Raw genomic sequence first — 25,440 nt, 5'->3', positions numbered from 1 at the left:
CAATTATTTCATTAACAGTCATTTATTCAAAGTTACTTCATTAATTTATAAATATCTATGATTTATATAACAAATTAAAAGACTATTACAAAGCTTTCCCTTTTTAAGGATCTAGATTTACAGTGAACAAAAATATTTTACAATGTCAAAGAAAAAAGATGGAAAAAAGAAGTCAGACAAAACACCACCCTCAAAATCTGTAAAAGAAAAACGGGAGGATAAAATAAATAAAAGAATAGATAAAGAAAATGAAGGCCGGGAAGCCTCTAATTGAATGGTAACCATAAAAAAAGAAGGAATTATACTCCGGAAAACAGCATTAGACTTTGAAAGTGAAGGTGTTTTAAACCCTGCTGTTATCTATAATAATGGAAAGATCCATTTGTTTTACAGAGCCGTGGCGGGGAATAATTTCTCCAGCATCGGATATTGTATGCTCTCAGATTACAAGACTGTAGAAATGAGGTCTGAGCACCCAATAATCATCCCTGAGTTTGACTATGATAAACACGGAACGGAGGATCCTAGAATTGTAAAAATTGACGATCTGTTTTACCTTACTTATACCAGCTATGACGGCATAAATGCATTGGGAACATTGGCTACTTCCAAAGACCTTACATCATGGAAAAAAAAAGGCATAATTGTTCCGACAATTTCCTATACAAAGTTTAAACTTTTATCAGAAACGGAGGGAGCAATAGCTGAGAAATACAAACGATTTAATGAGTTTCCACCAGGTCACGAAAAAAATAAGGATATATTTCTTTGGGATAAAAATGTAATTTTCTTTCCAAGAAGAATAAACGGAAAGTTATATTTTCTTCATCGTATAAGACCCGATATTCAGATTGTGGATATAGACAGCATTGAAGATCTAACCCCTGATTTTTGGAAAGTCTATTTTCTACAGTTCAGAGATCATATTGTTTTATCGCCAAAATATGACCATGAATTAAGCTACATCGGTGGCGGATGCCCCCCTATGGAAACTGAACACGGATGGCTGCTGATCTATCATGGCGTTCATGATACCGTTAAAGGTTATGTGTACAGCGCATGTGCAGCTTTACTTGAACTTGACCATCCTGAAAGAGAAATATCAAGACTTCCTTATCCCCTTTTCAAACCTGAAGAAAAATGGGAGGTGAAAGGAGAAGTCAACAATGTCTGTTTTCCAACCGGAGCCATTGTAGAGGATGATACTCTCTATATTTATTACGGTGCTGCAGACAAAAGAATTGCTGTAGCATCTTTAAGCATCAAAGAGCTATTAAAGGAATTGCTGCACTACACATCATAACTGATCATTCAATAAGAAATCTCACACTTTAAAATAGAAATTAACATGAATAAGAATATACATCCAGACGTGGAGGAAAAGATAAAAAGACGGTCTCAAAATAAAAAAAACACAATTTATTATAAACCTGAAATTGTATTCATCAGTACTTTTCCTCCTAAGGTGTGCGGTATTGCAACTTACTGTGAAGACCTTATAAGATCTCTACAATTAAAGTTTAAAGAATCATTTAAAATAATTATTTGTCCAATGGAAACCGGGGATGAAAGTTATCAGTATACAGAAAAGGTGGAATATAGGTTAAATACTTCAGATGCCGTTTCTTATTTGGAGCTTGCTGACCGGATCAATAAAAATGACAATATTCAACTTGTAATGCTCCAGCATGAGTTCGGTTTTTTTAATGAAACAAAAAATGGATTATCCCTTTTCCTTCAGCATTTAGAAAAAGAGATCATCATTACTTTTCATACTGTTCTGCCTAAACCGGATCAGGAATTAAAAGAAAAAGTGCAAAAAATCAGCAATTTATCCAAATCTATTATTGTAATGACAGGTATTTCAGCAGATATCCTTTCAAATGACTATGATATTCCCACTGATAAAATTACAGTGATACCACATGGTACCCATTTACTGCCATTTATTGATAAAACTTCCCTCAGAACGAAGTACGGATTTAAAGACAAAAAAATTCTTTCCACATTCGGTTTATTGGGTTCCGGAAAAAATATTGAAACAACTCTGGAAGCACTGCCCGAAATCATTTCTCAGAATCCGGATGTGATGTTTCTGATTATTGGAAAAACCCATCCTACCATCATCAAAAGTGAGGGTGAAAAGTATCGGATTTTTTTGAAGGAAACCATTCAAAGACTTAATTTAGAAAAGCATACCTTCTTCATTAATCAGTACCTGCCTTTGGATGAGTTATTAGATTATCTTCAGCTCACGAATATCTATCTTTTTACTTCAAAGGATAGAAATCAGGCTGTAAGCGGCACCTTTTCTTATGCCATCAGCTGTGGATGTCCCATTGTTTCAACTCCTATTCCACATGCTTTGGAAGTGTTAAAAGAAGATACGGGTATTATTATTGATTTTGAGGCTCCGGATCAGCTTGCTGCTGCTGTGAACCTCTTGCTGAAAAATGAAAATATACAGGAAAAGCTACGTTTAAAAAGTCTGGAAAAAATGGCTCCGACAGCTTGGGAAAACTCTTCTATTTTACATGCCCTGCTATTTCAGCAACATGGTAAAGATACAATAAAACTAAACTATACATTCCCTGCCATCAATCTCAGCCACCTCAAAAATATGACAACAGATTTTGGAATGATCCAGTTTTCTAAAATCAATAAACCGGATATAGACTCGGGTTATACTTTAGATGATAATGCCCGTGCGCTGATTGCAGTATGCAGGCATTATGAATTATACAGAGATGAATCAGACCTTGCCTTAATTTCAACTTATCTGAATGTAATTAAGTTTTGTCAACAGCCCCATGGTAATTTTCTCAATTATGTAGACCAGCACAGAAAATTTACACAGCAAAACTACGAGACCAATCTGGAAGATTCCAATGGAAGAGCCATCTGGGCACTGGGTTATTTACTTTCAATAAAAGAAATTTTACCTAACCAGTATTCTGAAGAAGCAGAACTAATCTTAAAAAAAAGTATTTTCTCTCTGGAAAACATTTATTCTACCAGAGCCATGGCTTTTATTATAAAGGGATTATATTATCAAAATTCCGAAAAAAACATTCCACTATTAAAAAAACTGGCTAACCGGCTCGTAAAAATGTACCAGCATGAAAAACACAATGACTGGCATTGGTTTGAAAGCTATCTGACCTATGGCAACAGTTTATTACCTGAAGCTTTGTTATGTGCATGGATCTCCACTAAAGAAGAAGTTTATCAACAAATTGCCAGTGAATCTTTTCAGTTTCTGCTTTCTAAAATATTTATCAAAGGAGACATCAGAGTGATCTCCAACAAAGGATGGCTGCAAAAAGACACCGTTAAAATACCTGAAACCATTGGAGGGGAACAGCCTATTGACGTTGCTTATACCATCCTTGCACTATCTGCATTCTACAGGGTTTTTAAGGATGAAAAATATTTACAACTGATGAAAAATGCTTTTATTTGGTTTTTGGGAAAGAACCATTTAAATCAAATTATCTATAATCCTGCAACGGGAGGCTGCTATGACGGCCTGGAGGAAAAAAATGTAAATCTTAATCAGGGTGCGGAATCCACAGTCAGCTATCTTATGGCAAGACTGTGTTTCTCCAAAGTACCTGTTAAATCATTGCTAAATGCGGATCATTTAACTTGAATTTTGCAGAAATAATAATTATGGAACAATCGTAATAAACAGGTAAATTAAAAATATAGCGATCAGTACAAATCCCTGCATAATATTCGTTCGGCCGGTCGCCAGTGAAACGGTAATAATAAAAAGGGACAACCCAAGAAGTATTGTTGACTTGATATCTATGCCTAATGACATTCTTATGTCGGTTATTACAGATATAATTGCAATGGCAGGAATACTCAGTCCAATACTTGCGAGAGCAGAACCAAATGCAAGATTCAATGAGGTCTGGATCTGATCACTTTTAGCGGCTCTGAATGCAGCCACTCCCTCCGGAAGAAGAACAATACCGGCAATAATTATACCCACCAAAGATCTTGGAGCTCCTGCTGATACCACGATATGTTCAACATCTTTTGAAAGGAGTTTTGCCAATAAAACAACTACTCCAAGGCAAAGAATCAGCAATACACAACTGATGTATAGATTCTTACCGGAAGATTTCCCATGATCAGTTTGTTCAGACAAGTTTCCGGCCAGTTTATTTTGCGGAGAAATGAAAAAGCTCCGGTGCCTGAGCGTCTGAATCATGGTAAAGCCTAAATAAAGCCCCAATGAGATCAAAGCTATAAAGAGCAGTTGAAATGAGGTATATTCGCCTCCGCGGTGGCTTACAGTATAATTAGGCAGGATAAGCACAAAAATAATGACGGAGGTAAGAGTGATCAACGCTGTGCTTACCCCCTGCAAGGTAAAACTTTGTTCCCTGTATCTTAAAGAACCTATCACAATACAGCTACCAATGATCCCGTTAAGGATAATCATCACTGCTGCAAAAACCGTATCTCGGGCAAGCGTAATGGTTTCCAAACCTTTGGCGCCCATCATTATGGAAATAATCAATCCTACCTCTATTACTGTAATGGCAAACGCAAGAAGTAAAGTGCCAAAAGGTTCACCCAAACGATGGGCAATAACTTCGGAATGATAAACTGCCGCAAGGACACTTCCCATCAGGAATAAAGCAAGAATCACAGAATAAAAACCTGAAGAAAAAACAGCATTTCCAAAATAGAAGAGCCATGCCAGAATGGGAACTAAAAGGGTCCACATCCCTAAATATTTTTTTGTATTCATAAAAACCGTAATAAATTTTGTACAGTTGAATTGTCTTTCAGAGAAAATTAACTGGTTTATATTCCCTTTTAGAAAAGAGCTTCTATTAATATTTTGAAGCAGTTCAGAAATATCAAACCGGAAATATCAAATAGGGTAAGGAAGGAAGTAAATACACCAAACTGTCACTATGAAACCTTCATTTAGCGTAGTAAACCGCTAAGATACAAAATATCAATAACTTATTAGAAGTATATAGAAAATATTTTTCTCTCCGTATCAATTAGTTTCTACCGGTGATAACAAGTAATATCGGAAAAACGGAAAAGGTGTGATATGTGCAATATTAAAATAACAATCTATAATACATCCTGTTGTAAAAGGTCCACCTTTGTATAGTAACAATTAAGTTATACCAAAATCCACATCATGGACACAAACCACAACAAAGACAACAAATCTTCTAAAATTCCGGGAGACTGGAATGTGCAGTCTAAGCAGCTGAAAGAAAAATTTTCAACATTGACAGACTACGATTTAAAGTTAGAGGTAGGTAAAGAAAAGGAAATGCTCGAAAGAATCGGAAACAGGCTGAGAAAAAACCGTGAAGAGGTTCTCAATATCATAAAAGAGATTAATCTTTCGTAAAGTGTTTACAGATACAGTTAAAATCACGAAGAAATTACTTTTAAAGGGTTTCAGCTGAAAAAAAGGGATAGAAATCAGGCGATTCTATCCCTTTTATATATCATACCCCCGCTTTTCACTTTTAAACAAACGGTGATGAATCATAAAGAACTTGACAAATCAAAAGTATATACTACCACGCAAATTGTAGAATATATTTCAAATTCTGTTGTCAGCAGGACGATAATTGAAAAATTAACCGGTGCTATCAGCGCTCTTTCGTTTGATGATGGAGAGGGGTTACCAGAAAAAACATCTCCTTTTGATGCTGTAGCGCAGATTATTGATGGGAAAGCAGAAATTATTATAGATGGCGGATCCTATTTTCTGGAAGAAGGGGAATCCATTATTATTCCAGCGCACAAACCCAATTCAGTAAAAGGAAATAAACGCTTTAAAATGATTCTGACCATCATAAAAAGCGGTTATGAATAAAATAGCTGACAGTCCTTGAAAAAGAGATCAATAAAAAAGAAAGATAATAAAAATTCTAATGAAAAAGCTGAATAAGCATCCAAAGAACAGATTTGGACTCCGAAACAAAAAAAACATTTCAAGAAAAGCGTATTACTCTCAGTTTGTCTCTCTTTTCTACATCAGAAATACCAATATCACTTTAGAAAGAGACGCAACAGAAATTCTTCGAATGCTCAGAGAATTAAATAGTCTTAATAATAACTCAAGATTAGTATTCAGCAGTCATTGCAGTTTAAGCAAGCATAATCTTTGGCAAACCGTTTTGCAGGATGGGAATGACAGCATACAATATATCAAAGTCCAATTTGAATATATACTGGAAAATATTGTTAAAAAAAATAAAATCAATTCATATGTATTCTGGCAGCAAAACAAAACGTATATGGAAGACCTAAAAGAAAACAATGAAAAACTAATCCAGCGGGCTTCTCAGATCTTACCACAAGAGGAAAAATTATCATGGGAAACAAATATATGCAGTTTCTATGATGAAATTTTCTCTTTACTCGTTCCGCTTACCAATATATGCAGACTGGAATCAGACTTTATTGAAAAGTATACTCCTAAAACTTTCAATAGTATTACCATGGATATTATTAAAAATATTCCGAAAGAGTACACCTTAAAGGAAGCAAGAGAATATGAGCAGGAATATTTGAAAACAATAACAGACTACAGTCATGAATTCAGTAAAAAAAAGAGTCTTTGGGGCAATATTCTAAATATACTTTCAGGAGGTATGTACCATCTTCCATCAGAACACTTCATGCTTAAAAAATGGATCAATGGAAAAATGAAAGATAACCTTAATACATGATTATTACCTTAATTCCACAAACCTTTTAAATAATTGTGCCGTGAAAACAATACATCTTTTTCAGTTTAAAAATTCCTTTTCCCGAAACATTTCATTTTTTAAAGAAGAACGAAGGCTGAAAACTGATTTGGCTGCGTTCGATTTAATAGACATTGAAATAGTAACAGAATACATCGTTAAAACTCATGATGACTTTACCTTTGAAGGCACCTCGGTTAATGATCTTATATTAATGTGTAAAAGAGCACAGAAGACAATTGAACATTACTTTGTGGCAGGATTAAATGATTATGATGTGATCTGAAAAATAAAGCCAACAACACATCTTGACCTGCAGAATTTATGCTTCTGGTACCATCTCTGATTTACGGCTTTTTTTTACTATAAACTTTGTCGTTTTCCTGAAATAAGGCCCCAGATTGTCTCCCGGCTTTGCGGAAAAACAATATACGATCATAGAGATACCGTTTTAGAATCGTTTTTTAGAACATTTAAATAAACTTCCGGAGCCGGATTATTCATAACATCCAAAAAGCATCCACTATTCTATCATAAAGATCATCCATCTTTCGTAAGCCATCATCAAAGCATTAGAATGTAGGACATCTCTATTTTGTAATGAAAAATAAAATACTGACCTTAACCCCTTTCTAAAACGACCTTTTTTGATTATTTTTACCTGATAATACATAACTAATATATGAGAAAATTCATTTTTGCAGGAATACTCGCTTTTGGAGGATTTCTAACAGCAAATGCACAGTGTACAGCTGTATCCACAATTGTTGAAAATTTTGATACCTGGAAAGATATTAACAAATGCTGGAGTGTACAGTCAGGAAAAGCAATGCTTTATGCCAATGATAAAAGAATTATATTTTACTCCATGAACAATCCTGGAGAGAATATGTATCTGGTGACCCCAAAAATTAAAGCAGGAAGCTATACCCTTACCTTTGATATTTCTGACAACGGAGGAGATACAACACTGGAACTTTTCTCAATAAACAATGCAGCAGACCCCAAATCATATGTTTCAATAGCCAAGCCTTCAAAGATAACAGGGGATAAAAAAGTATTTAACCTTTCTTTGAAAAAAGACACCTATCTGGGGCTGAAAGTGTTACTGAATAGCGTACATCAGGCAGTGTATGTAGACAATCTTTCTTTAAAGCCTAAAAAATAATCATTTACAATTAATACATCAGGGATAGCCTCTGATTCCCCATAAAACAGTTCGATACCTTCGGGCTTATGACCGCCTGTTATCAGGCTTTATATCTTAGTCTCCAAAGTCTCATAACTTTGGAGATTTTTTTAAACTCTTTTCTTTTTATTTACAAGAATACTAATTGCATTTATCATTAAATTACCCGTATTTATAATGCAAAACCTGCTACAAACAGGGCAGAAGCATCCATAAATAGTTAAAATATCCTTAATTTATTCATAATAGAAGGTAGATATGGATTTTTGAAATCTTTAAATGAGTAATTTAGCGCTGCATTAAAAATGCGACGGATCTTTATGAAAAATATATTCTTTTTATTGCTTGTTTCAAGTATACAACCCGTATTGTCCCAAACTAAACTGGAAAAAGCAATTACCAATCTTGAGAATAATTACGAACAGGAAAAAGTGTACTTATTGACCGACAAATCTCAATATGCAGCAGGTGACCAGATCTGGTTCAAAAGCTTTGTATTTGATGGTTATAATCGTTCTGCCCTGTCTACTACTCTATTTGTTGAATTGTACAATTCCGATAAAAAGTTAATAGACTGGAAAACGATAGTTCTGGCCAATGGTGAAGGCAGCGGGGATTTCAAACTGAAAGAAGATCTTCCCGAGCAAGTTTATTTTGTAAGGGCCTATACTCCCTACATGACTAATTTTAATGAAGATTTTCAGATTGTTAAAACTATTCCTATTTACAATCCAGGTTCTGCCGAAACATTAGAAATATCTAAAAGTTCGGACTGGTCTGCCAAAGCTTTTCCTGAAGGTGGAACTTTTATTAATGGTGTGCCGACAAAATTTGCTGTAAGACTATCAAGTAATACTTCTTTACCGGACAACTTTAGCGGAAAAATAGTAGATACAAAGAATCCAAATGTGTCTATCACAACGTTTACCTCATTTGATAAAAATGTTGCCTCTTTTAAAATAACTCCTGCTTCAGGAAAAAAATACCAGGCTATTATTCAGGATAATGCAGGACGAAAACAAACAATAGATTTACCGGAAGCAGCAGACAGCGGCATCAATCTGGAAGTTTACAGCTCTAAAGAAGGGATTAAATACAGCTTAAAAGGAATCAACTTAAAACAACAGCTCCAAAATTATAAAATTGTAGGAACCATCAATAATCATCTTGCGTATCGGGCAAACATTAATCAGTTGACTAATGAGGCTTCAAGCCTTATTCCCCCAAAAGTAAGCAACGGGGCCAATGGTATTTTGCAGTTAGCCATTTTTGATGAGCAGGACAATCTTGTTGCACAAAGACTTTGCTTTATAAGACCTAATAATTTAAAGATTGAGAAAGCAGAAATTGTAGCTCAGAGTTTAAAACCAACTCCAAGATCATTCAACAGCATTGATCTTTCTCCAGAGTCATATTTTAAAAATTATACAGTTGTCGTAAGTGAGGACTATGGTACAAACAATTCTGAAGAAGAAAATATACTGAGCAGTCTCTGGTTAACAGGAGATCTCACTACAAGAATAGATACACCCGCACAATATTTTTCTAAAAATGCCAATAGTGAAGCTTTAGACGCTCTGCTTATTTCTGAAAACTGGAAAAGATTTGACTGGAATTCTGTACTGAGTGGCGCTTTCCCTCCCATTAAAACCAATTCTCTGAATTTTCTTTCTTATAAAGTAAAACCAATTAAAGATAATGCGATGCTTAGGGATACTAATGTAACTCTGGCATTGAGATTAGGCAAGCAAGAACCGATCATTAATCTCTTTAAAACCGATCAAAATGGATATGTTTACTTAGACAATCTTAACTTTGATGACCCTTTGAGTGTTTCATTATTTGTAAATGCAGAAAAAGGTAAAGAATCAAATACGAACAATCTATTTGTATCAGCAGAACCTCTGGTAAATCCCACCCAGTTTAAAGGTAATTTCCCTGCTACAAAATACAAATTGGTGAAAACTGCTGAAAATAAAAAGCCTTCTACAGCCATTTCCAGAGCGCTCAACACTCAGAAAAACATAAAAAAAATGGAAAATGCTGATGTTCAGATTGAAGAAGTAAAATTGGTCGGAAAAAAACAAGATCCCAAAGAAGAGTTAAACAAACAACTGTCTACCGGAATGTTTAATTCTATGAATACTACTATATTTGATTTTGTAAATGAGGACCAGCATGCCTCCGGATCAAGCAATATATTAGACTGGCTGCAGGGAAGAGCTGCCGGATTAACCTTTCAGAGAAACAATTCAGGAGTGAATGTTCCTTACATTCGGGGCAGTCAGGCTAAATTATACCTGGATGAAGTACCTACTGACCCTTCTATGATTACAAGTATTCCTGTAAACAATATTGCGATGGTAAAAATTATTAAAGAATCAGGATTAATAGGCAATGCAGTAGCCATCTATACCATGAGAGGTGATATGAAATCTAAGACCAGCGGAAAAGAAACCCAAAGTAATAACTCAGCGATACTAAAAGGCTATGATAAACCTTCAGAATTCCCTATTGAAATGATAGATGATACTTCTCCGGCAAAAATTGAAAATGACACCCGCGAAACACTGTATTGGAACCCTAATTTATTTGACAGTGATTATGTTCCCCCAAGAATTAAATTTTTCAATAATGACACTGCAAAACAATATAAAGTACTGATAATAAGTTTTGATGAAGATGACAATCTTCTTTATGATACAGAAATCTTAAAATAATATTTTGGAAAGAGTTAGCAGAAATTTGAATCCTTTCTCTGTTGCTATAGATCTCATAGAACGATGAGAATTTTTGTAGAGTTCAATACATTCTAATTTGAAGCCAACGCTAAATTTTACTTTTCTATACATAAAAAATGCCCCTAAAAAGGGTCTACCTTTTTGGGGGCAATCCACTTCTTTTTATGGATTTACAGTAAAAAAAAACCGTCTAAACATAGTGGTTGATATACATATACTGCCAATTGTCGCATCTAAAATTTATTAAAGCCTTTTAGCTTTAAAATACAGGAAGTTCGATTTCATCTTTAGTAACCTCTTTTTCTTTACGGCTAAACAGTCTGCCAATCATCTTGAAAGGACGGCTTGCTACAATGGAAGCCGCAGTATTCACCACACTAACCCCCAGTTTTGATTTAGGATGAGCAAGCCATGGAACTCCCGGAGGTAATTTCTGAACTTTTTCTACGAATGGACGCATCCGTTTTTCATACGCTGAGAATGCATCTTCATGATGATCATGGCGGGACAGTTCACCAGCCAGCAAATAAGCGCCTACTATAGCCAGCGTAGTTCCCATACCGGTTAAAGGAGTCGGACAATAAGCTGCATCTCCAATCATACCTGCTCTGCCGTCAAACCATCGTGATGCATGAACCTGGCTGATACCATCAAAATACACATCGCTGTTATTATCAATTGCTTCCATTAAGCGCTTCTCTTCCCATCCGGCACCCGAAAGTTTAGCTTTTAACACTTTCTTTTGCCCGCTGTCAGATTGGACCAGATAGCTTTTATCATCCGATAAAAAGCTGAAAGAAGCCCTTATGGTCCCATGATTGTCAGGACGAAGCACCATAACCCGGGATCCCGGTGCTGTATACCAGCGCGCCCATTGAGTATCCCTTTCTATCCTCGGTATTGTATACCAGGCATTATATAGCCCTGTAAATTTCAATTCCGGTTCATCTCCAAAAATCAATTGCCTGGTTGTAGACCTCACTCCATCAGCGGCGATCAACAAATCGAACACTCTGCTTTCGTTATCACTAAATGTAACCTCTAAATTATCAATCCCTTGATCTATGGCTGTAATGTATTTGCCAAAGATATATTGTACATCATCTTTAGTATGTTTATATAAGATATTTACCAGATCTCCCCGTAGTATTTCGGCTTCACTCGTAAAACTGTTACTGCCTTCTATCGGAAATTCTGCTTCAACCCCGTTATTCCGGTTAACAAACTGTAAACCAATCTCACCTGTATTGGCAGCAAGTATTTCCTGCTCTATCCCCATCATTCTTACAACAGCACGCCCGGCTCCTCTTACATCAAGATTTTGCCCGCCTAATCTCAACGATTTTGCCCGCTCCACTATCGTTACTTCAAAACCGTATTTAGCCAGCCAAAATCCCAAAGTTGGGCCCGCAATGCTTGCACCGGATATAAGCACTTTCTTTTTACTATTCATTTTTATTCTAAAATTTTAAACTGGTAAAACATTTTTAAAAGGCATTTATATACTTTTTTTTACAGCTTCCGATTTTTTGGAAAGCTCTTCCAGACTCATATTTCTGTAGTTCATAAATAGATCATTGTGGTGATAATCCAGTTTATTTAAAAGGAATGACAGTGAACTTGCCTCAGCTGGTCTTAAATTCCCCACTACTACATTCCCTACCATGCCCATCTTAGGTAATAACCCGGACAATTCTTCTCTGCCTTTATCTGTAATGGCGACCATGATACTTCTTTTATCGTTTGGATTATCAAATTCCCGAATCAGATCTTGCTTCAGCAGACGCTTAATCACTTCAACGCCTGAGGTTTTTTCCATAATCAGCTTACTGATAAGTTCGGTTTTGGTAAGAAATGGGTAGGTCATCAGGACGATTAAAAAAGAAAATTCATCTAATGTATTGATATTACTTTCCTTTAAGGCCTTCTTAAAATACATGGATGCATAGCGATAATTGAAAACCAGCATTCTCGCAATTTCCGTATTCTGATCCTGATTCTCCCGAACCCAATCTTCTTCACCTCCCGCCAGTTGCCTGGTCCCATGAAGCTGATGAGGCTTGTTTGCATTTAAAAACCCTAAAAAATCAGTGATACTATAGTCATTATCACCCTCATATTGATTTTCGAATTCAAATAAATATTCGATAAGTTCCTTTAAAACCTCTTTCGTGGCCATATATTAGAATGTTTACATTATAAATATATAAATAAAAATACGAAAACATTCAATAATAATGAGGTTTATTTTAAGACATGGATTGTCATCATTAGAATACAGAACCTTCAAGCCTTGCCAGAAGCCCGACAGAGAAGTGAAAAATCCAAATCGGAATTCACATTTGTAAGCTATTTGGTAAGATCTTAAAAAAGGAAATAAACTAATCCTATGGCAGCGGCAGTCATCAGGATCAGGGTAATTGCGCCTAAGATATTTGATAACTTTGAATTGGTATGATCCTTCATTATTTTTTTATTGTTGCCGATATGCATAATAACAGCAATCATAACAGGCGCTGTGAGTCCATAGACAATTGCTGTATACAAAAGGGCCTTGATGGGGCTGACATCAAAAAAATCAAGAGACAAACCAACAAGCAGGGAAACGATGATAGAAGCATAAAATGGCTTTGCCTGGGCAAATTTCTTATCAAGACCCGCTTTCCATCCAAATGTCTCTGCAAGCATATAAGACTGTGATCCAGCCAGTACGGGAATAGCCAGCAGCCCTGTTCCCAGCACGCCTGTTGCAAAAATGAAATAAGTGAGTTTTCCGGCAAGTGGTTCCAGTGCCTTAGCAGCTTCATCTACTGTATTGATCTGATGGATTCCGCCATTAAAAAGTACGGTACCCGTGGTCAGGATCATAAAAAACATAACCAGATTAGAAAGCAGCATACCAAGATTGACGTCAGTTTTCATTTCACTCAGAACCCTCTTGTCTACCAGCACAACACCTTTGTGGGCCTGATCTTCGGCTTCCATGGTAGTCTGCCAGAAAAAAAGATAGGGCGAAATGGTGGTTCCCAGAATAGCCACTATAATAGAAAGAAATTCCTTATCAAACTTGATAGTAGGTATAAAAGTTTTCTTTACTACCATCAGCCAGTCCTGCCCCACCATAAATGGCACAATGATGTAAAGCAGCAGGCTGAGACACAGCCATTTTAAGATCATAGCAATTTTCTGATAAGAATACTTTATGATAATAAAAAGCAGCAAGGCCGTTATAATAACACAAAAAACAGATACAGGCACCACAGGACAGATCATATGCGCAACAGCTCCCATCCCCTGGATATCAGCACCAATGTTTAAAGTTATTGCAGGAAAACTAAAAATAAGCATCCCATAAAGGATCGGTTTGGAATAATACTGCTTAAGCGTTACCGTAAGTCCCTGTGAAGTCACCAGCCCAATCCTTGCGCACATCCCCTGTATGGCTGCCATAAGAGGAAATGTAAGCAAAGCTGTCCAAAGTGTGGAAAGACCAAATTGCGCTCCCGCCTGAGAGTATGTTGCAATACCCGACGGATCGTCATCACTGGCTCCCGTAATCAAACCGGGCCCTAGTTTTTTGAAAAAATTGAGAATCTTTGAATCTTTCTTTTGTTTTGACATTGCAATTTTACCGACAGTATTAGTCTGCCTGCTGTATCTTCATTCTTCAACCACTTAAAGGTAGTAAAATTTCAAAGTCAATACGTGGTTAGTATTTAATTATTATCAGTTAATTTTTTAGGTAAATGAAAACCCACTAGATGAGGCTGGATTCCTTCGGAATGACAAACAGGACGTTTAGCCGATCCGCAAACATTGTCGTTCCGTAGGAATCTCAATATCGTATAATTCTAAAACACTTGAGTACACTTTAAAAGTTTTATATCTTTCTGCATAAGAAAATCCACTTTAGATGAAAATCAAAGATTTTCAAAAACTTATGTGTACTTCATATCCACAAAACTTTAAACTTAAAATAACTAAAGTGTTAAAAATCTTTTGTGCCTTTTAACTTCGTGGAATCTTCGGTTTGTGGTTAAATAAAAACATAGTAAAATTACTCTAGCTTTTGGTATAGTACGCCCTATTTCCCTTACCCATTCCTGAAGTGCCTCTACCTGGTTATACAAGTACCTATACCCCCCTTGGGTAAGGGGGTAAAGCCCCTTCCGAAGTACCTAAAGACCGTTCATCAAGTACCTCCAGCCCCTTATGCAAGAGGGTAAAGCCCCTTCGGAAGTACCTAAAGGCCGTTCACCAAGTACCTCGAGGCTCTTCCACCGAGCCTACAGGCCTCTGGAAGGCCATGTACCCTTTTCAAGCCTTCATTCGGCAGCAGAATATCTATCTATCTCTTTCCTCTCCTTTCAAGAATGAGATGCGCAGCATCCAGCATTTTCGTCAGATGAATGTACGGACTGACGATATTACTTTCCGGTATATTGCCGTAGGCTCCCAGTGAAAAGTAGACCATGCCGGATATAAAATAGTCAAACTCTTTGATGCTGTATTCTTCAAATGCTTTTTTGAAGACCCGCAAAGGATTTCGGTATTCTTTCTCAGAAAGCAGGCCGGGAAGCCACGGAGAAACATTTTCTAAGGGAGTACTGGCGTGCCTTTTCTTTTTCTTCAGCGTAATAAGATAGCCAGCACGGATAAACGACTGCATCGACTGGCGAAAGTGAAAAATAGCAGAGGGATCTCCTTTTAGCCACGTATTTCCTTTTACTGCACAGTTTGTAATGTTGTTCAGCTTCTCTTTAGAGGCAGCCAGCTCATTGAACTTAAAAAAATTCTCCATAAGCTCTACTCCGGAATGCTTCTTATCGTCTTCCAAAAAATGGACTTCAAAATCTGTTCTTCTATTTTTCATGCGGTTGTTTTTTGTAATTAAGTAATTATTTCTTTTCATCATTCATTAATTCCAAGGGATTGAACACAGCTCTTCCTGTACCATGAAGATTTCATGATATCAGCAGCTGAACTTTTGTTTAATACTATTTGTTTTCTGTTACACGTTTTACCGGTTGTAAAATGGGAGGAAGCCCTGTAATGCCGGACTTCCCACCCATACAAGACAAAAAATAAAACTTATGATAAAATTTGTGTTTTTCAGAAAGCCCGAAGGCCGCAACGGATTGTACACCCCATTGTAACGCATCATGATACTTTATACGGTAAAGCGGGCTTAGAAAAAGAGGATTGTAGAAAAGCAGAACAGCATGAAAATAAAAACGGCATGGGACTCTACAATATCCGCATTAGAGGTACTGGTATACCCTGGAAACAGATAAGAGAGCCCACGCCTAGGTCGTGAGCTGTTTACTTATCCTCTTGTTTCCATAAAAATTACCAGTTTTCTAACACAAGATTCTAAGCAATAGCTTCTAATATTCTTTGAAGTATCGCAAAGCTACATTTATTGTAGCTTATTATAACAAATGTAGGAAAAATATCTGACTTGTGACATACTTGTCAATGATAATTTTGACAAATATGTCACATTTATTTAATGAAAGATATTCAGGATAGTTATTGTGCTGCTGTAGCAGATTATATAAAAAAATATATAAGTGATAATGAAATCGACTTAGCCGATCTTGCTGCTGCTGCAAATGTTGATAGGAAACAGGTATACAGATTAATAAACAAAGAAAATGTTCCTTTATTGTCAACTGTTGTGAAAATAGCGCTGGCAGCTGGCCTTGAATTAAATATAACTAATATGGATTTTGATTTTGATCAGTATAGAAAAAATAACAATATACTTATTGCTGTTCCAAAAGATAAATCTAAAAAATCTTGATAAGATTTTGAATTTTTCTTACTTCCTATAAAAGTTTGTTTTTCTTTTATCGGTTCAAAGTAAAGAGACCGTGCTCAGTAGAAACCCAAACAATATTATCAAAACAAAAAATTACGGATCTCTCAAAAGAAAACACCAAATATTCCGTTTAATTCTTAAATTTGGCTAATGCAAAAGAATCTTTATCTCATCATTATATTATTTTCTCTTACCAGCTGCTATACTTATCAGGTAAAAAAGCAACCGGACCCAGCGGCTGACAGTAAACAGGACCCTAAAAAAAGTACTGCTCTTGCAAACAATTCTAATGTACAAATGAAAAATGCAACAGCTGCTACAAGCCTGAATGTACAGCAAGCACCGCCTGCGCCAGTTAATATTCAGGAGAAACTTGCCCCTAATAAAAATTTCAGAATAGATGTAGATGGCAAGAGCTATAAAATAATAGTTGACAAGTGGGAAAGCGACAGTCTGGTGGCCCATCCGGTTCGTAATCCTAAAAAGATTCTGAAATTCCATAAGAACCAGATCAATCCCGATAGAATTGCAGAAAAGCGCTTTTCACAGCCCATAGCTGACATTCTTACAGTTACTGCTTACACTGCCATTGGAGTTTCAATCTGGCTTCTTCTGCGCTAATTTTTAAAACTTTTTCTACGGATCAAAAGAATATGGGCTTTGGTACCAAAGCCGGAGATATATTTAACATAAAAAAGCCCCAATTAAGGGGCTTTACTTTTATAAGAATCTTATAATGATTTTACTTTCACAGTCATTTTAATAAACCTCACACTTGGTATACACAGCAGACCATCAGTGTAGAGATGAACAGCTACAATTTCTTTGTTTTGAGCTATTAAATTGTCTATTTCAAATTTAAAACGATGATAAACTGTATTGGCTGCATCATTTGTCATAGAAGCACCATTAGTTCCAAACAGACTTCCATATATAGCCGCATTATCTGCGTCCTGACTTACTGTAAAATCTTGTTTATAGCTATACATTACATTTGAGTTATTAAAATCATTCATTGCATTGTTTCCAATATAAACTTCAGTGGTACTAGTAAAGATACCTCCATATCCCCAAATATTTTTGGCAACAAACTCTGACAGTCTGATTTGATTTCTCCCATACATTGGAGTAAGATCACCATAAAGCACTTCATAAGAGCTTACATAAGGATAATTTGGATTTACACTAATTGGATTATACTGACTTGATGACCCATTACATTTCAATGTAACATTATCAACTCCAAAAAGATAGGCTCCAGTTGGTTTAGCATTCTGTGAAGTAATTTCTTTTGAATTTGATTCTGGATTTAGTGAAGTTTCTAGTTCTTCACTGGTTGTACACGATAGCAGTAATACACTACCTGCTATCAGCAATAGTTTTTTCATGGTTATTTAGTTTATCCACTAAATATAGACAAATAAAACTAATTACAACATATAACTTACATTTTATTATTTTTTTACTAAAAATAAAGTATTCTCTCTAAAGTTCCATTTTCCCGACTATCGGTTCTTTTTATGTAAATAAGGGGTTAGCAAAACCATTAGAAATATCTAGGTATTGTTTTGAGTCTACTTGCTTGTACAATCTCTCTATCCTATGAGATAGTTTCCGGTATAGATGAGAAAGCTAGTTATGATTGTGGAAGTGAAAACAGTAATGCCGGAAATCCTGGATTTCTTCACCAAAAATAACACTCTCAAAGTATTCCATAAACAAGGGTGTAAAAGCTATAAAATGTAGCTCCATTTCATGGGTGAGGCGGTCGTATTCAGTATGTTTTGCTGATGTCAAATTTGAAATAGAACAGACAGGATTTGATACCTGTACGAATAAGTTTTATCAGGGATCCTGCACGTTACTGCTTCACACACCATAAGGTTACTGCTAAGTGTGCACCCTTAAGACTTTATACTTACCCACCCTAACCCGGGTAGCTTATTCTAATCTCTTTAGCGTCTATCTTCCGCCACTGCTCTGCAGCAAAGATAATAATTACTTCACAAACTTTTTATTTTCCTCAAAGAAATAAGGCTTACTTTTTCAAATCTGCACTTGGTTTATTCTCCCCGCTACCGCGCGAATCCTTTCGTGTGGTATAATATTATAATTAATTTTACGACAAGGCTTTATCAATATTTTAATTTGTTGCGCAGAATCATAATCTGCCTTTTTAAGCATATAAACCTGCTCACTGGATATGCAAATAAACAATCTGGGAAAATACAAGGTAAAGAACCTTCCTGTCATAATTAAAATAAGCTAACATTAATTTTTCCTTTATCATAAGGATAAAAAATATGTAATTAATTTGTTAATGCTACATATTGATAAAGCATTTTAGGATTTTCGGCTTCAGTAATAAGGAAGTGGGCAACATTGGCTCTTGAAATTTTTCCGACCTTCATTCCTTTTTTAAGATCAGGTAATACTTTATAGAACGAGGTTTGTTCTCCTTCTGTAAGCATTCCTGGTCTTATGATCTCCCATTTCAAATTACTTTTTGTGATTAATTCTTCCATTACTGTTTTATTCACATATTGCTCTTTCAGGAATAATGAAATGACCGTCCGCATAAAAAAACTTAAATAGCCTTTGCTTTCCCCTGCTCCAAATCCAGTGATGATCAAAACTGGTGAAGAGAAATTTAATTCATTGCTCACTTTGATAAGTGTATTGGCTATATCGGAAAAAAGAGTTGTTGCTTTTTTATTTTTGGTTCCAACGGTTATCAGGACAGCATCAGAACATTTAATAGCTTTTTTTAAGTCAATGACTGATGTTGCATTTCCGTTTATTTTAATCAGTTGAGGATGATCCGGAAGCTGGTCTGTATTTGTTGATAATGCTATAACGGTATGTCCTTTTTTGAGCGCCTGCATTACAGATTCAAACCCAATTCCGGCTCCTGCTCCTATGATTGCTATATTCATTTTAATTTGATGATTTAATTTGCAGATATTTCTCGGTAATATTCTTTGGGGCAACAAGCAAGCTTTCATTTCCCCATTTCCATGGTTCTCCTGCTGAAGTCAGTATTTCTGCACCAGATTCTTTGGCAATAAGCAATCCCGCAATCCAATTATAAGTATCAATATCTTCCTGAATGAACAAATCAATTCTTCCTGCACCTACGTAAGCTAATTGTAAACCGTGTGGGCCGTAGTTTCTGACAATTCCGAAATGATCAAGCAGTTTAGTAACTGTAGAACCTATTTTTTTATTCAAATCATTCATTGATTTGTCCTGATGGCCATATTCAAAAACAGCTAGCATTACCGCCAAATCAGTTTTATGGCTAAGCTTGAGTGGTTTATCATTCATAAAAGCACCCTCTCCGTCTTTTGCCCAAAACATTTCATTGGCTAATGGGTCATAAATGACAGAAAATAAAGGTTTTCCATCACGGATAAGAGCTAGATTAATTGTCCATCCTGCCATATGCTGAAGATACTGTATAGCACCATCCATGGCATCACAAAGCCAGTATTCTTTTTGTGCGGCAGGATTTCTTTGTGAGTCGGTATCAAATTCATCTCCAACATGCCAGGGTATAGTGGGAAACTCCAGAGACAGATCTTCTTTTAAAGAAGTAAGACAAACTATATCTATGTCCTCTAATTGTTTTAAAAGTTCGTCCATATTCTGTGGTATGGAATTTTGCTTATAGTCTTTTAAAAAGACATCACCTACTTTTCTTACTGCATTGAGTATGATTGGGATATTAATTTCGTTTTGCATGTCAATTGTTGTATTAATTACTATACAAAATTACCTGCAGAATTACCTTTAATGATAGTTTTAATAAAGGAAAAGACAGATCTAATCACGGAATTTTTTCCGAAATTCAATAGGGGTAAGATGAGTTATTTTCTTAAAGAGCTTTCCAAAATAAACAGGTTCGTCGTAACCCACCTCGTAAGCAATTTCTTTAACCGTATTATCTGTAAAGTATAGTAACCTTTTTGCTTCCTGAATAGAAGCTTCCTGAATATGAGCCGATACAGGGCTTCCTGTTAGCAATTTTACAGTATCATTTAAATGGGCAGTTGAAATAGAAAGTGCCAAAGCATACTGCGCAGGATGCTTCCAGGTTTTGAAATGTTCTTTTGTAAGCTTTATGAAAGTTTCCTTAATGATGATACTGCGATTTTCTTTCTCTTTATTAATAGGAAAACCGGAAACAAGTTGACCTGCAATAAGACTTAAAAAACTATTTAGCAAGGCATGAATACTTTTTTGAATATAGTGATTGGTTTCTTGTGATTGTACTTTTTCAATTAAATCCATTAATATGATAAGCTTCTGATAGAAATCCGATCCTTGTTCAAGCAAAAGCAGATTATCAATTTTATTTTCTAAAAGCTGTAGAACTTCTGCATTAATTAATGACGGATCAAAACTCATCATCCATCCCTTTGGATCTTTTACTTCTATAATATGATGAACCTCTTCCGGAAATACAAAAAGTATTGCAGGTTTGGTAAATTCAACATTTTCAAAATCAATATTTAATTTGAATTGACCATTAATGGCTAACATTAATTGGCAATGATTGTCCCGGTGAGGTTTAGAGATGTCGTGTTCACCAGCGTCTTTATCTTCCATATTTACAATAATAACGCCCGCCTTTGCCTGAGCCGAAAGTTCATATTGTTTAATAACATGGTTTTTATTTTTCAAGATTTTAAAATTATAGCATATAAATATAATGCCTTATTTACTGGTTACAAAAATAAAGATTAAAACGTTCAATGAAGATAGAGGAACTTATATATATGCTACAAAATTTTCATTGGACTATATCCAAAATGATTTTTAAATAGTTCTGATTAGAAAAGCCTTAGCTGAAAGATCATAAGGTAAAATTATTAACTTAAACAGCCCTCGCTCAGACAATGCTGATTAACAACAAATTATAAAAGAAAAAAAGGAAAAAGTATTTTTAGGAATGCTTTTTCCTTTGTGGGGCCGCAGCGGTTAATTTTCCGAACACTTCTGTTGAAGATTTAAATAAAATTGCTAAACTCTTTCTTTAAAAAAGTTTAAACAGGTTCATAATTTAGTTTCGTAAAATTTGAAATAATTTCAAGAGACAATAGGTAGCGATTTACTTAAATAAACCTTCTAATGTTGTAATAGCTTTCAACATATCGATTCCTTTACCCAAAACAGGTTTAAAAATATCGCCTTTATCTTTCAATCTTTCTAAAGCATTATGGATGTTAAAATCTGTGGGTTTCAGTCCATTTTTAACTTCTTCCCATTGTAACGGCATACTGACTGGCGCCCCATCTTTCGGACGGAGACTGTAAACACTTGCCAGAGTCTGTCCTCTCCTATTTTGAAGATAATCAAGATAGATTTTATTCTTATCTCTTTTCTGCAGGCTCCTTTCCAAGGTGGTTAAATCCGGTAATTTTTTCTGAACGATCTGCATCAGCAGATGTCCAAAATCTTTAACTTGATCATATGAGTATTTTGCATTCATCGGGATATAAACATGAATCCCTGAACTGCCTGACGTTTTAGGATAACCGTCAACTCCCGCAAGATCCAGAACTTCTTTCACCGCATAAGCAGTTTCAATGACATCCTCAAAAGAATTTTTTTCTGACGGATCAAGATCAAGAACGAGATAATCCGGATTGTCTGCTTTTTTGATTTTACTTGTCCAGATATTAAGTTCAATGCAGCCGAGATTATTGAGATAAGCCAAAGTTTCTTTATCGTTGCAAATGATATAATTGATATACTTATCAGAGCTTTCAGAAAAAACTTTTTGTGTTTCTATCCATTCCGGTGTCTCTTCCGCAGCATCTTTTTGAAAGAAACTTAAGCCTTTTATACCGTTAGGATAACGGTTCATAGATTGTGGTCTATCTTTAAGATGAGGCAGAATATATTTTGAAATACTTTGGTAGAAGTCAATCACATCACTTTTCGTAATGTCGTCTTCCGGAAAATAGATTTTGTTTTGATTGGTCAATTTCAGTTCCTGCTTTCCAATTTTTTTTATCACATCTTCTTTTCCGGTTCTCTTTTTAGGTTCAGTCTTTTTCATGTTCTCATTTTTTGATGGATTTTCAGAATTAAATTTTACATCCTTAGGATTGATGTCATCCCGAAGTCTCAAAAAAATCGGATGCCTGTAAATATTGTCTTTCGTGAGTTCTGAAAATTTGATTTCAGCAACCAGTTTGGGTTTTATCCAAGTGGCTTTAGTATTCGTTTTGGGAGTTATTTTGAACACTGAATTTTTCTCAATTAAAGGCTGCATTTCATCGTAGATATCAGAAAGTGATTTGTCATTAAAACCACCTCCGGTATGACCACAGAAAACCATTTCTCCATTCAGATATTTCCCCAGTATCAATGCCCCCAATTTTTTCCTTGAGCCTTTTGGTTCTGTAAAACCGCAGATGACGGCTTCATCGCTTTTATGGATTTTGATTTTCAGCCATTCGGAACTTCGGAGATTCTCTTTGTAAAGGCTATCCGTTTTTTTTGCTACAATTCCCTCCAATCCCATATCTTTCGCCGCTTGAAAAAAATCTCTGCCATTTTCTAAAATGTGATCACTGTATTTGATAATCTCATTTTCCATCAGAGCATCTTTTAACAATTCCTTTCTTTGCAGGTACGATAAATTTTCTGTCGAATGACCGTTCAGCCACAACAGATCAAAAACCTGAAAGGTCAATACAAGATTAGGATTATCACCAATTCTTTGGAGCCATTGGAAATTAGGCCTTCCTTTATCGTCATAAGCGACAATCTCACCATCAAGAATCATTGGATGTTCCTGCAAATTAAGTGAATTCGTTATTTTTTTGAATTTCTGAGAAAAATCAATACCATTTCGAGAATATAACCGGAGTTCGTCTTTGGTTAGATCTGCAATGGCACGATAGCCGTCCCATTTAATTTCAAATGCCCAATCTTTGCTATTAAATGCTTTATCAGAGACTTTGCAAAGCATAGGTTTGATAAATTCTGACCACTTTTTTTCACTGGAAAGTGCGGGTGCGTAGTTTTTATAATGCTTTAGACTTTCGGATGAGTTATTTTTTTTTTATTCTCTTTCTCTTCGAGATAAGCAGTTACTTTGGATGTTTTTAAAGTATGGTCTTCGGCATCATAGTTTTCATCAACAGCAAATTTATCTTTATGTTTGATAAGCAGCCAAGCATTTTCGTCTTTAGAATTTTTTATTTTCACCAATGCGAATTCTCCCTTTAGTTTTTTACCGTGAAGAATGAATTTCAGGGATTGTTTATGAAGTTCCGCTCTCATTATCAGATCGTCCGTCTTACCGTTCACTTTTTCGATAGGCTCATAAGTTCCCTCATCCCAGATCTCGACTTCACCTGCGCCATAATTTCCTTTTGGAATAGAGCCTTCAAATGTTCTGTAGGAATATGGATGATCTTCTACCATCATTGCCAATCGTTTATCAGAAGGATTCAGCGACGGACCTTTTGGAACTGCCCAGCTTTTTAATACGCCTTCCATCTCAAGACGAAAGTCATAATGAAGCCTCGAAGCAGCATGTCTTTGAATGACAAACTTCAACTTCTTTGCGCTCGCTTTTTCTTTACCTTCCGGTTCAGAAGTTTCTTTGAAATTTCGTTTTTTATTATAATCTTCTAAAGCCATCTTTAAATTTTTAAATATTATCCTGCTTTCTTCTTTCCTTTTTCCAGACTTGCCTTAAGCATTGCCATAAGGTCAATTGCTTTACCTTCAGGTTCTTTAACTGCAGCTATTTTTATCTTTTTACCTTTTGCTTTTTGTTTGATAATTTTCAAAAGGTCTGCATGATAAGTATCTTTATATTTTGCAGGTTCAAAAGTTGTTGCCAAAGATTTGATCAGCTGTTCCGCCATTTTCAATTCAGCAGGTTTTGGAGCACTGCCAGAAGGAATTTTCAAATCTCCAAAGTCCCTCATCTCTTCAGGATAACGCATTCTATTGACCATTAATATTTTATCTTCATAAGGACGAATGAGACAGAGAATCTCCCGTTCTCTCAATACAAATGAACCAATGCCGGCCATTTTAGTTTTGGTTAAAGCCTTTAGTAATAATTTATAAGCGCCTTCTCCATTCTTCTGAGGTTCCAGAAAATAAGGTGTTTCAAAAAGTGCAGGATCAATTTCTGCTTCTTTTACAAATTGAGAAATACTTAGAACTTTAGATTTCTCAGGACTTGCGGCTTCAAAATCTTCATCATTCAGGACGATGTATTTATCCTCGATTTTATACCCTTTTACAATATTTTCCCAAACTACTTCTTTTCCTGTCTTTTCATTAACACGTTTGAATCTAATGTTACTTAAATCCCTGCTGTCCAACATATCCAGATCAAGCGTGCTTGAATCCGTTGCTGAATATAATTTGATGGGAATATTGACTAGTCCGAACCCTATAGCGCCGTTCCAAATTGCTCGCATAATGATGGTTTTTAGTTAAATAAATAATTCGACAAACACACCTTCAATTGTGCAATAAATATTCCATCATTTTCTCTTAGCGCATTATTTGTATCTCTTACGAAAAAGTAAAATGGATGAGATAGGCATCAATAACCGAAAAGTTTGTGTGAAAAAATAAATTAAAAGAACACTTTGATTCAAAATGGATATTTGAAAAAAACGTTTTTTTATTGAGAAAGTTGAAAAATCCGTAATTAAAAATTTCTTTACGTAGAAAATGCAGCAATTCAATTATCAGCATACTTGGAATTAAAAACTTTTAAAAGATTCAGTGAAAATAATTACACCCCGCTGCCGCCCGAATCCTTTCTTGTGGTATAATATTATAAATCAAATATTCTAAAAACAAGAATATGATTACAACTCCTTTAAAAATATTCAACCAGCCAACAACAATAAAACTTATGAAATAAAATCCTTAAAGATTGTGTAGTTTGTA

23 protein-coding genes are annotated in these 25,440 nt (G+C 35.5%); 11 read left to right on the top strand and 12 right to left on the bottom strand.

From position 1 onward, the window contains the following. Window positions 1-142: 142 nt before the first annotated feature. Genes AC27VX_RS14735 through AC27VX_RS14725 form a run of 3 tightly spaced genes read left to right on the top strand, consistent with a single transcriptional unit; the run spans window position 143 to window position 3,652 of the window. The gene (locus AC27VX_RS14735; protein WP_262912471.1) at window positions 143-274 is read left to right on the top strand and encodes a hypothetical protein; all 132 of its coding nucleotides are present in this window, start codon (window positions 143-145) and stop codon (window positions 272-274) included. Further along, a complete protein-coding gene (locus AC27VX_RS14730) occupies window positions 275-1,303 on the top strand; it encodes a glycoside hydrolase family 130 protein (protein ID WP_488696358.1) in 1,029 nt (342 codons plus the stop codon). 45 nt (window positions 1,304-1,348) lie between these two features. Then, window positions 1,349-3,652: a glycosyltransferase gene (locus tag AC27VX_RS14725; protein WP_488696356.1), complete on the top strand. Its 2,304-nt coding sequence runs from the start codon at window positions 1,349-1,351 to the stop codon at window positions 3,650-3,652. A gap of 18 nt (window positions 3,653-3,670) precedes the next feature. Here AC27VX_RS14725 and AC27VX_RS14720 read toward each other — a convergent pair whose 3' ends face one another. Then, window positions 3,671-4,768, bottom strand: coding sequence for a calcium:cation antiporter (locus AC27VX_RS14720; RefSeq protein WP_488696354.1), 1,098 nt, complete (start codon window positions 4,766-4,768; stop codon window positions 3,671-3,673). 408 nt (window positions 4,769-5,176) lie between these two features. Between AC27VX_RS14720 and AC27VX_RS14715 the strand changes: the two genes are divergently transcribed. From AC27VX_RS14715 to AC27VX_RS14690, 6 genes are all read left to right on the top strand, one after another. Continuing rightward, a complete protein-coding gene (locus tag AC27VX_RS14715; RefSeq protein ID WP_236854791.1) occupies window positions 5,177-5,395 on the top strand; it encodes a hypothetical protein in 219 nt (72 codons plus the stop codon). A 135-nt stretch (window positions 5,396-5,530) separates the two neighbouring features. Continuing rightward, on the top strand, window positions 5,531-5,869 hold the full coding sequence (locus tag AC27VX_RS14710) for a cupin domain-containing protein (protein WP_488696352.1): 339 nt from the start codon (window positions 5,531-5,533) through the stop codon (window positions 5,867-5,869). Between the two features lie 58 nt (window positions 5,870-5,927). Then, a complete protein-coding gene (locus AC27VX_RS14705) occupies window positions 5,928-6,728 on the top strand; it encodes a hypothetical protein (protein WP_488696350.1) in 801 nt (266 codons plus the stop codon). Between the two features lie 40 nt (window positions 6,729-6,768). Continuing rightward, window positions 6,769-7,032, top strand: a complete 264-nt coding sequence (locus AC27VX_RS14700) for a heme oxygenase (protein WP_236854796.1) — start codon at window positions 6,769-6,771, stop codon at window positions 7,030-7,032. Between the two features lie 396 nt (window positions 7,033-7,428). Continuing rightward, the gene (locus tag AC27VX_RS14695; RefSeq protein WP_236854798.1) at window positions 7,429-7,914 is read left to right on the top strand and encodes a hypothetical protein; all 486 of its coding nucleotides are present in this window, start codon (window positions 7,429-7,431) and stop codon (window positions 7,912-7,914) included. Window positions 7,915-8,255: 341 nt separating this feature from the next. Next, window positions 8,256-10,655 (top strand): hypothetical protein, encoded by a 2,400-nt coding sequence (locus tag AC27VX_RS14690; RefSeq protein WP_488696348.1) that lies wholly within the window; start codon window positions 8,256-8,258, stop codon window positions 10,653-10,655. Window positions 10,656-10,935: 280 nt separating this feature from the next. Here AC27VX_RS14690 and AC27VX_RS14685 read toward each other — a convergent pair whose 3' ends face one another. The 4 genes from AC27VX_RS14685 to AC27VX_RS14670 form a co-directional block, all read right to left on the bottom strand. Then, the gene (locus AC27VX_RS14685) at window positions 10,936-12,129 is read right to left on the bottom strand and encodes an FAD-dependent monooxygenase (protein ID WP_488696346.1); all 1,194 of its coding nucleotides are present in this window, start codon (window positions 12,127-12,129) and stop codon (window positions 10,936-10,938) included. Window positions 12,130-12,174: 45 nt separating this feature from the next. Next, complete coding sequence (locus tag AC27VX_RS14680) at window positions 12,175-12,855, bottom strand: MarR family winged helix-turn-helix transcriptional regulator (protein ID WP_236854809.1); 681 nt, start codon at window positions 12,853-12,855, stop codon at window positions 12,175-12,177. A 185-nt stretch (window positions 12,856-13,040) separates the two neighbouring features. Further along, window positions 13,041-14,297, bottom strand: coding sequence for an NRAMP family divalent metal transporter (locus AC27VX_RS14675; RefSeq protein WP_488696344.1), 1,257 nt, complete (start codon window positions 14,295-14,297; stop codon window positions 13,041-13,043). Window positions 14,298-15,024: 727 nt separating this feature from the next. Next, the gene (locus AC27VX_RS14670; protein WP_488696342.1) at window positions 15,025-15,549 is read right to left on the bottom strand and encodes a hypothetical protein; all 525 of its coding nucleotides are present in this window, start codon (window positions 15,547-15,549) and stop codon (window positions 15,025-15,027) included. 639 nt (window positions 15,550-16,188) lie between these two features. On the opposite strand from AC27VX_RS14670, the gene AC27VX_RS14665 reads away from it, so the two are divergent. Continuing rightward, window positions 16,189-16,482 carry a helix-turn-helix domain-containing protein gene (locus tag AC27VX_RS14665; protein WP_236854815.1) on the top strand — a complete coding sequence of 98 codons (294 nt, stop codon included), beginning with the start codon at window positions 16,189-16,191 and terminating at the stop codon, window positions 16,480-16,482. Window positions 16,483-16,650: 168 nt separating this feature from the next. Next, entirely contained in the window at window positions 16,651-17,121 is a 471-nt protein-coding gene (locus tag AC27VX_RS14660) for a hypothetical protein (protein WP_300687516.1), read from the top strand. Between the two features lie 110 nt (window positions 17,122-17,231). Here the strand turns inward: AC27VX_RS14660 and AC27VX_RS14655 are convergent, their stop codons facing one another. The 7 genes from AC27VX_RS14655 to ku form a co-directional block, all read right to left on the bottom strand. Next, window positions 17,232-17,888, bottom strand: coding sequence for a hypothetical protein (locus tag AC27VX_RS14655; protein ID WP_236854818.1), 657 nt, complete (start codon window positions 17,886-17,888; stop codon window positions 17,232-17,234). 921 nt (window positions 17,889-18,809) lie between these two features. Next, window positions 18,810-19,436 carry an NAD(P)-dependent oxidoreductase gene (locus tag AC27VX_RS14650; RefSeq protein WP_488696339.1) on the bottom strand — a complete coding sequence of 209 codons (627 nt, stop codon included), beginning with the start codon at window positions 19,434-19,436 and terminating at the stop codon, window positions 18,810-18,812. A gap of 1 nt (window position 19,437) precedes the next feature. Further along, window positions 19,438-20,244 carry an inositol monophosphatase family protein gene (locus AC27VX_RS14645; RefSeq protein WP_488696337.1) on the bottom strand — a complete coding sequence of 269 codons (807 nt, stop codon included), beginning with the start codon at window positions 20,242-20,244 and terminating at the stop codon, window positions 19,438-19,440. Window positions 20,245-20,325: 81 nt separating this feature from the next. Next, on the bottom strand, window positions 20,326-21,186 hold the full coding sequence (locus AC27VX_RS14640; RefSeq protein ID WP_488696335.1) for an AraC family transcriptional regulator: 861 nt from the start codon (window positions 21,184-21,186) through the stop codon (window positions 20,326-20,328). Window positions 21,187-21,613: 427 nt separating this feature from the next. Next, window positions 21,614-23,485, bottom strand: coding sequence for a DNA ligase D (gene ligD, locus AC27VX_RS14635; protein ID WP_488696333.1), 1,872 nt, complete (start codon window positions 23,483-23,485; stop codon window positions 21,614-21,616). 65 nt (window positions 23,486-23,550) lie between these two features. Further along, a complete protein-coding gene (locus AC27VX_RS14630) occupies window positions 23,551-24,162 on the bottom strand; it encodes a DNA polymerase ligase N-terminal domain-containing protein (protein WP_488696331.1) in 612 nt (203 codons plus the stop codon). Between the two features lie 17 nt (window positions 24,163-24,179). Further along, window positions 24,180-24,959 (bottom strand): non-homologous end joining protein Ku, encoded by a 780-nt coding sequence (gene ku, locus AC27VX_RS14625; protein WP_488696329.1) that lies wholly within the window; start codon window positions 24,957-24,959, stop codon window positions 24,180-24,182. Window positions 24,960-25,440: the final 481 nt, after the last annotated feature.

It is taken from the genome of Chryseobacterium sp. 14P4.3.2, from assembly GCF_057799275.1.
The sequence above is the reverse complement of the archived record's forward strand: the minus strand, read 5'-3'. Positions and strand labels throughout refer to the sequence as shown.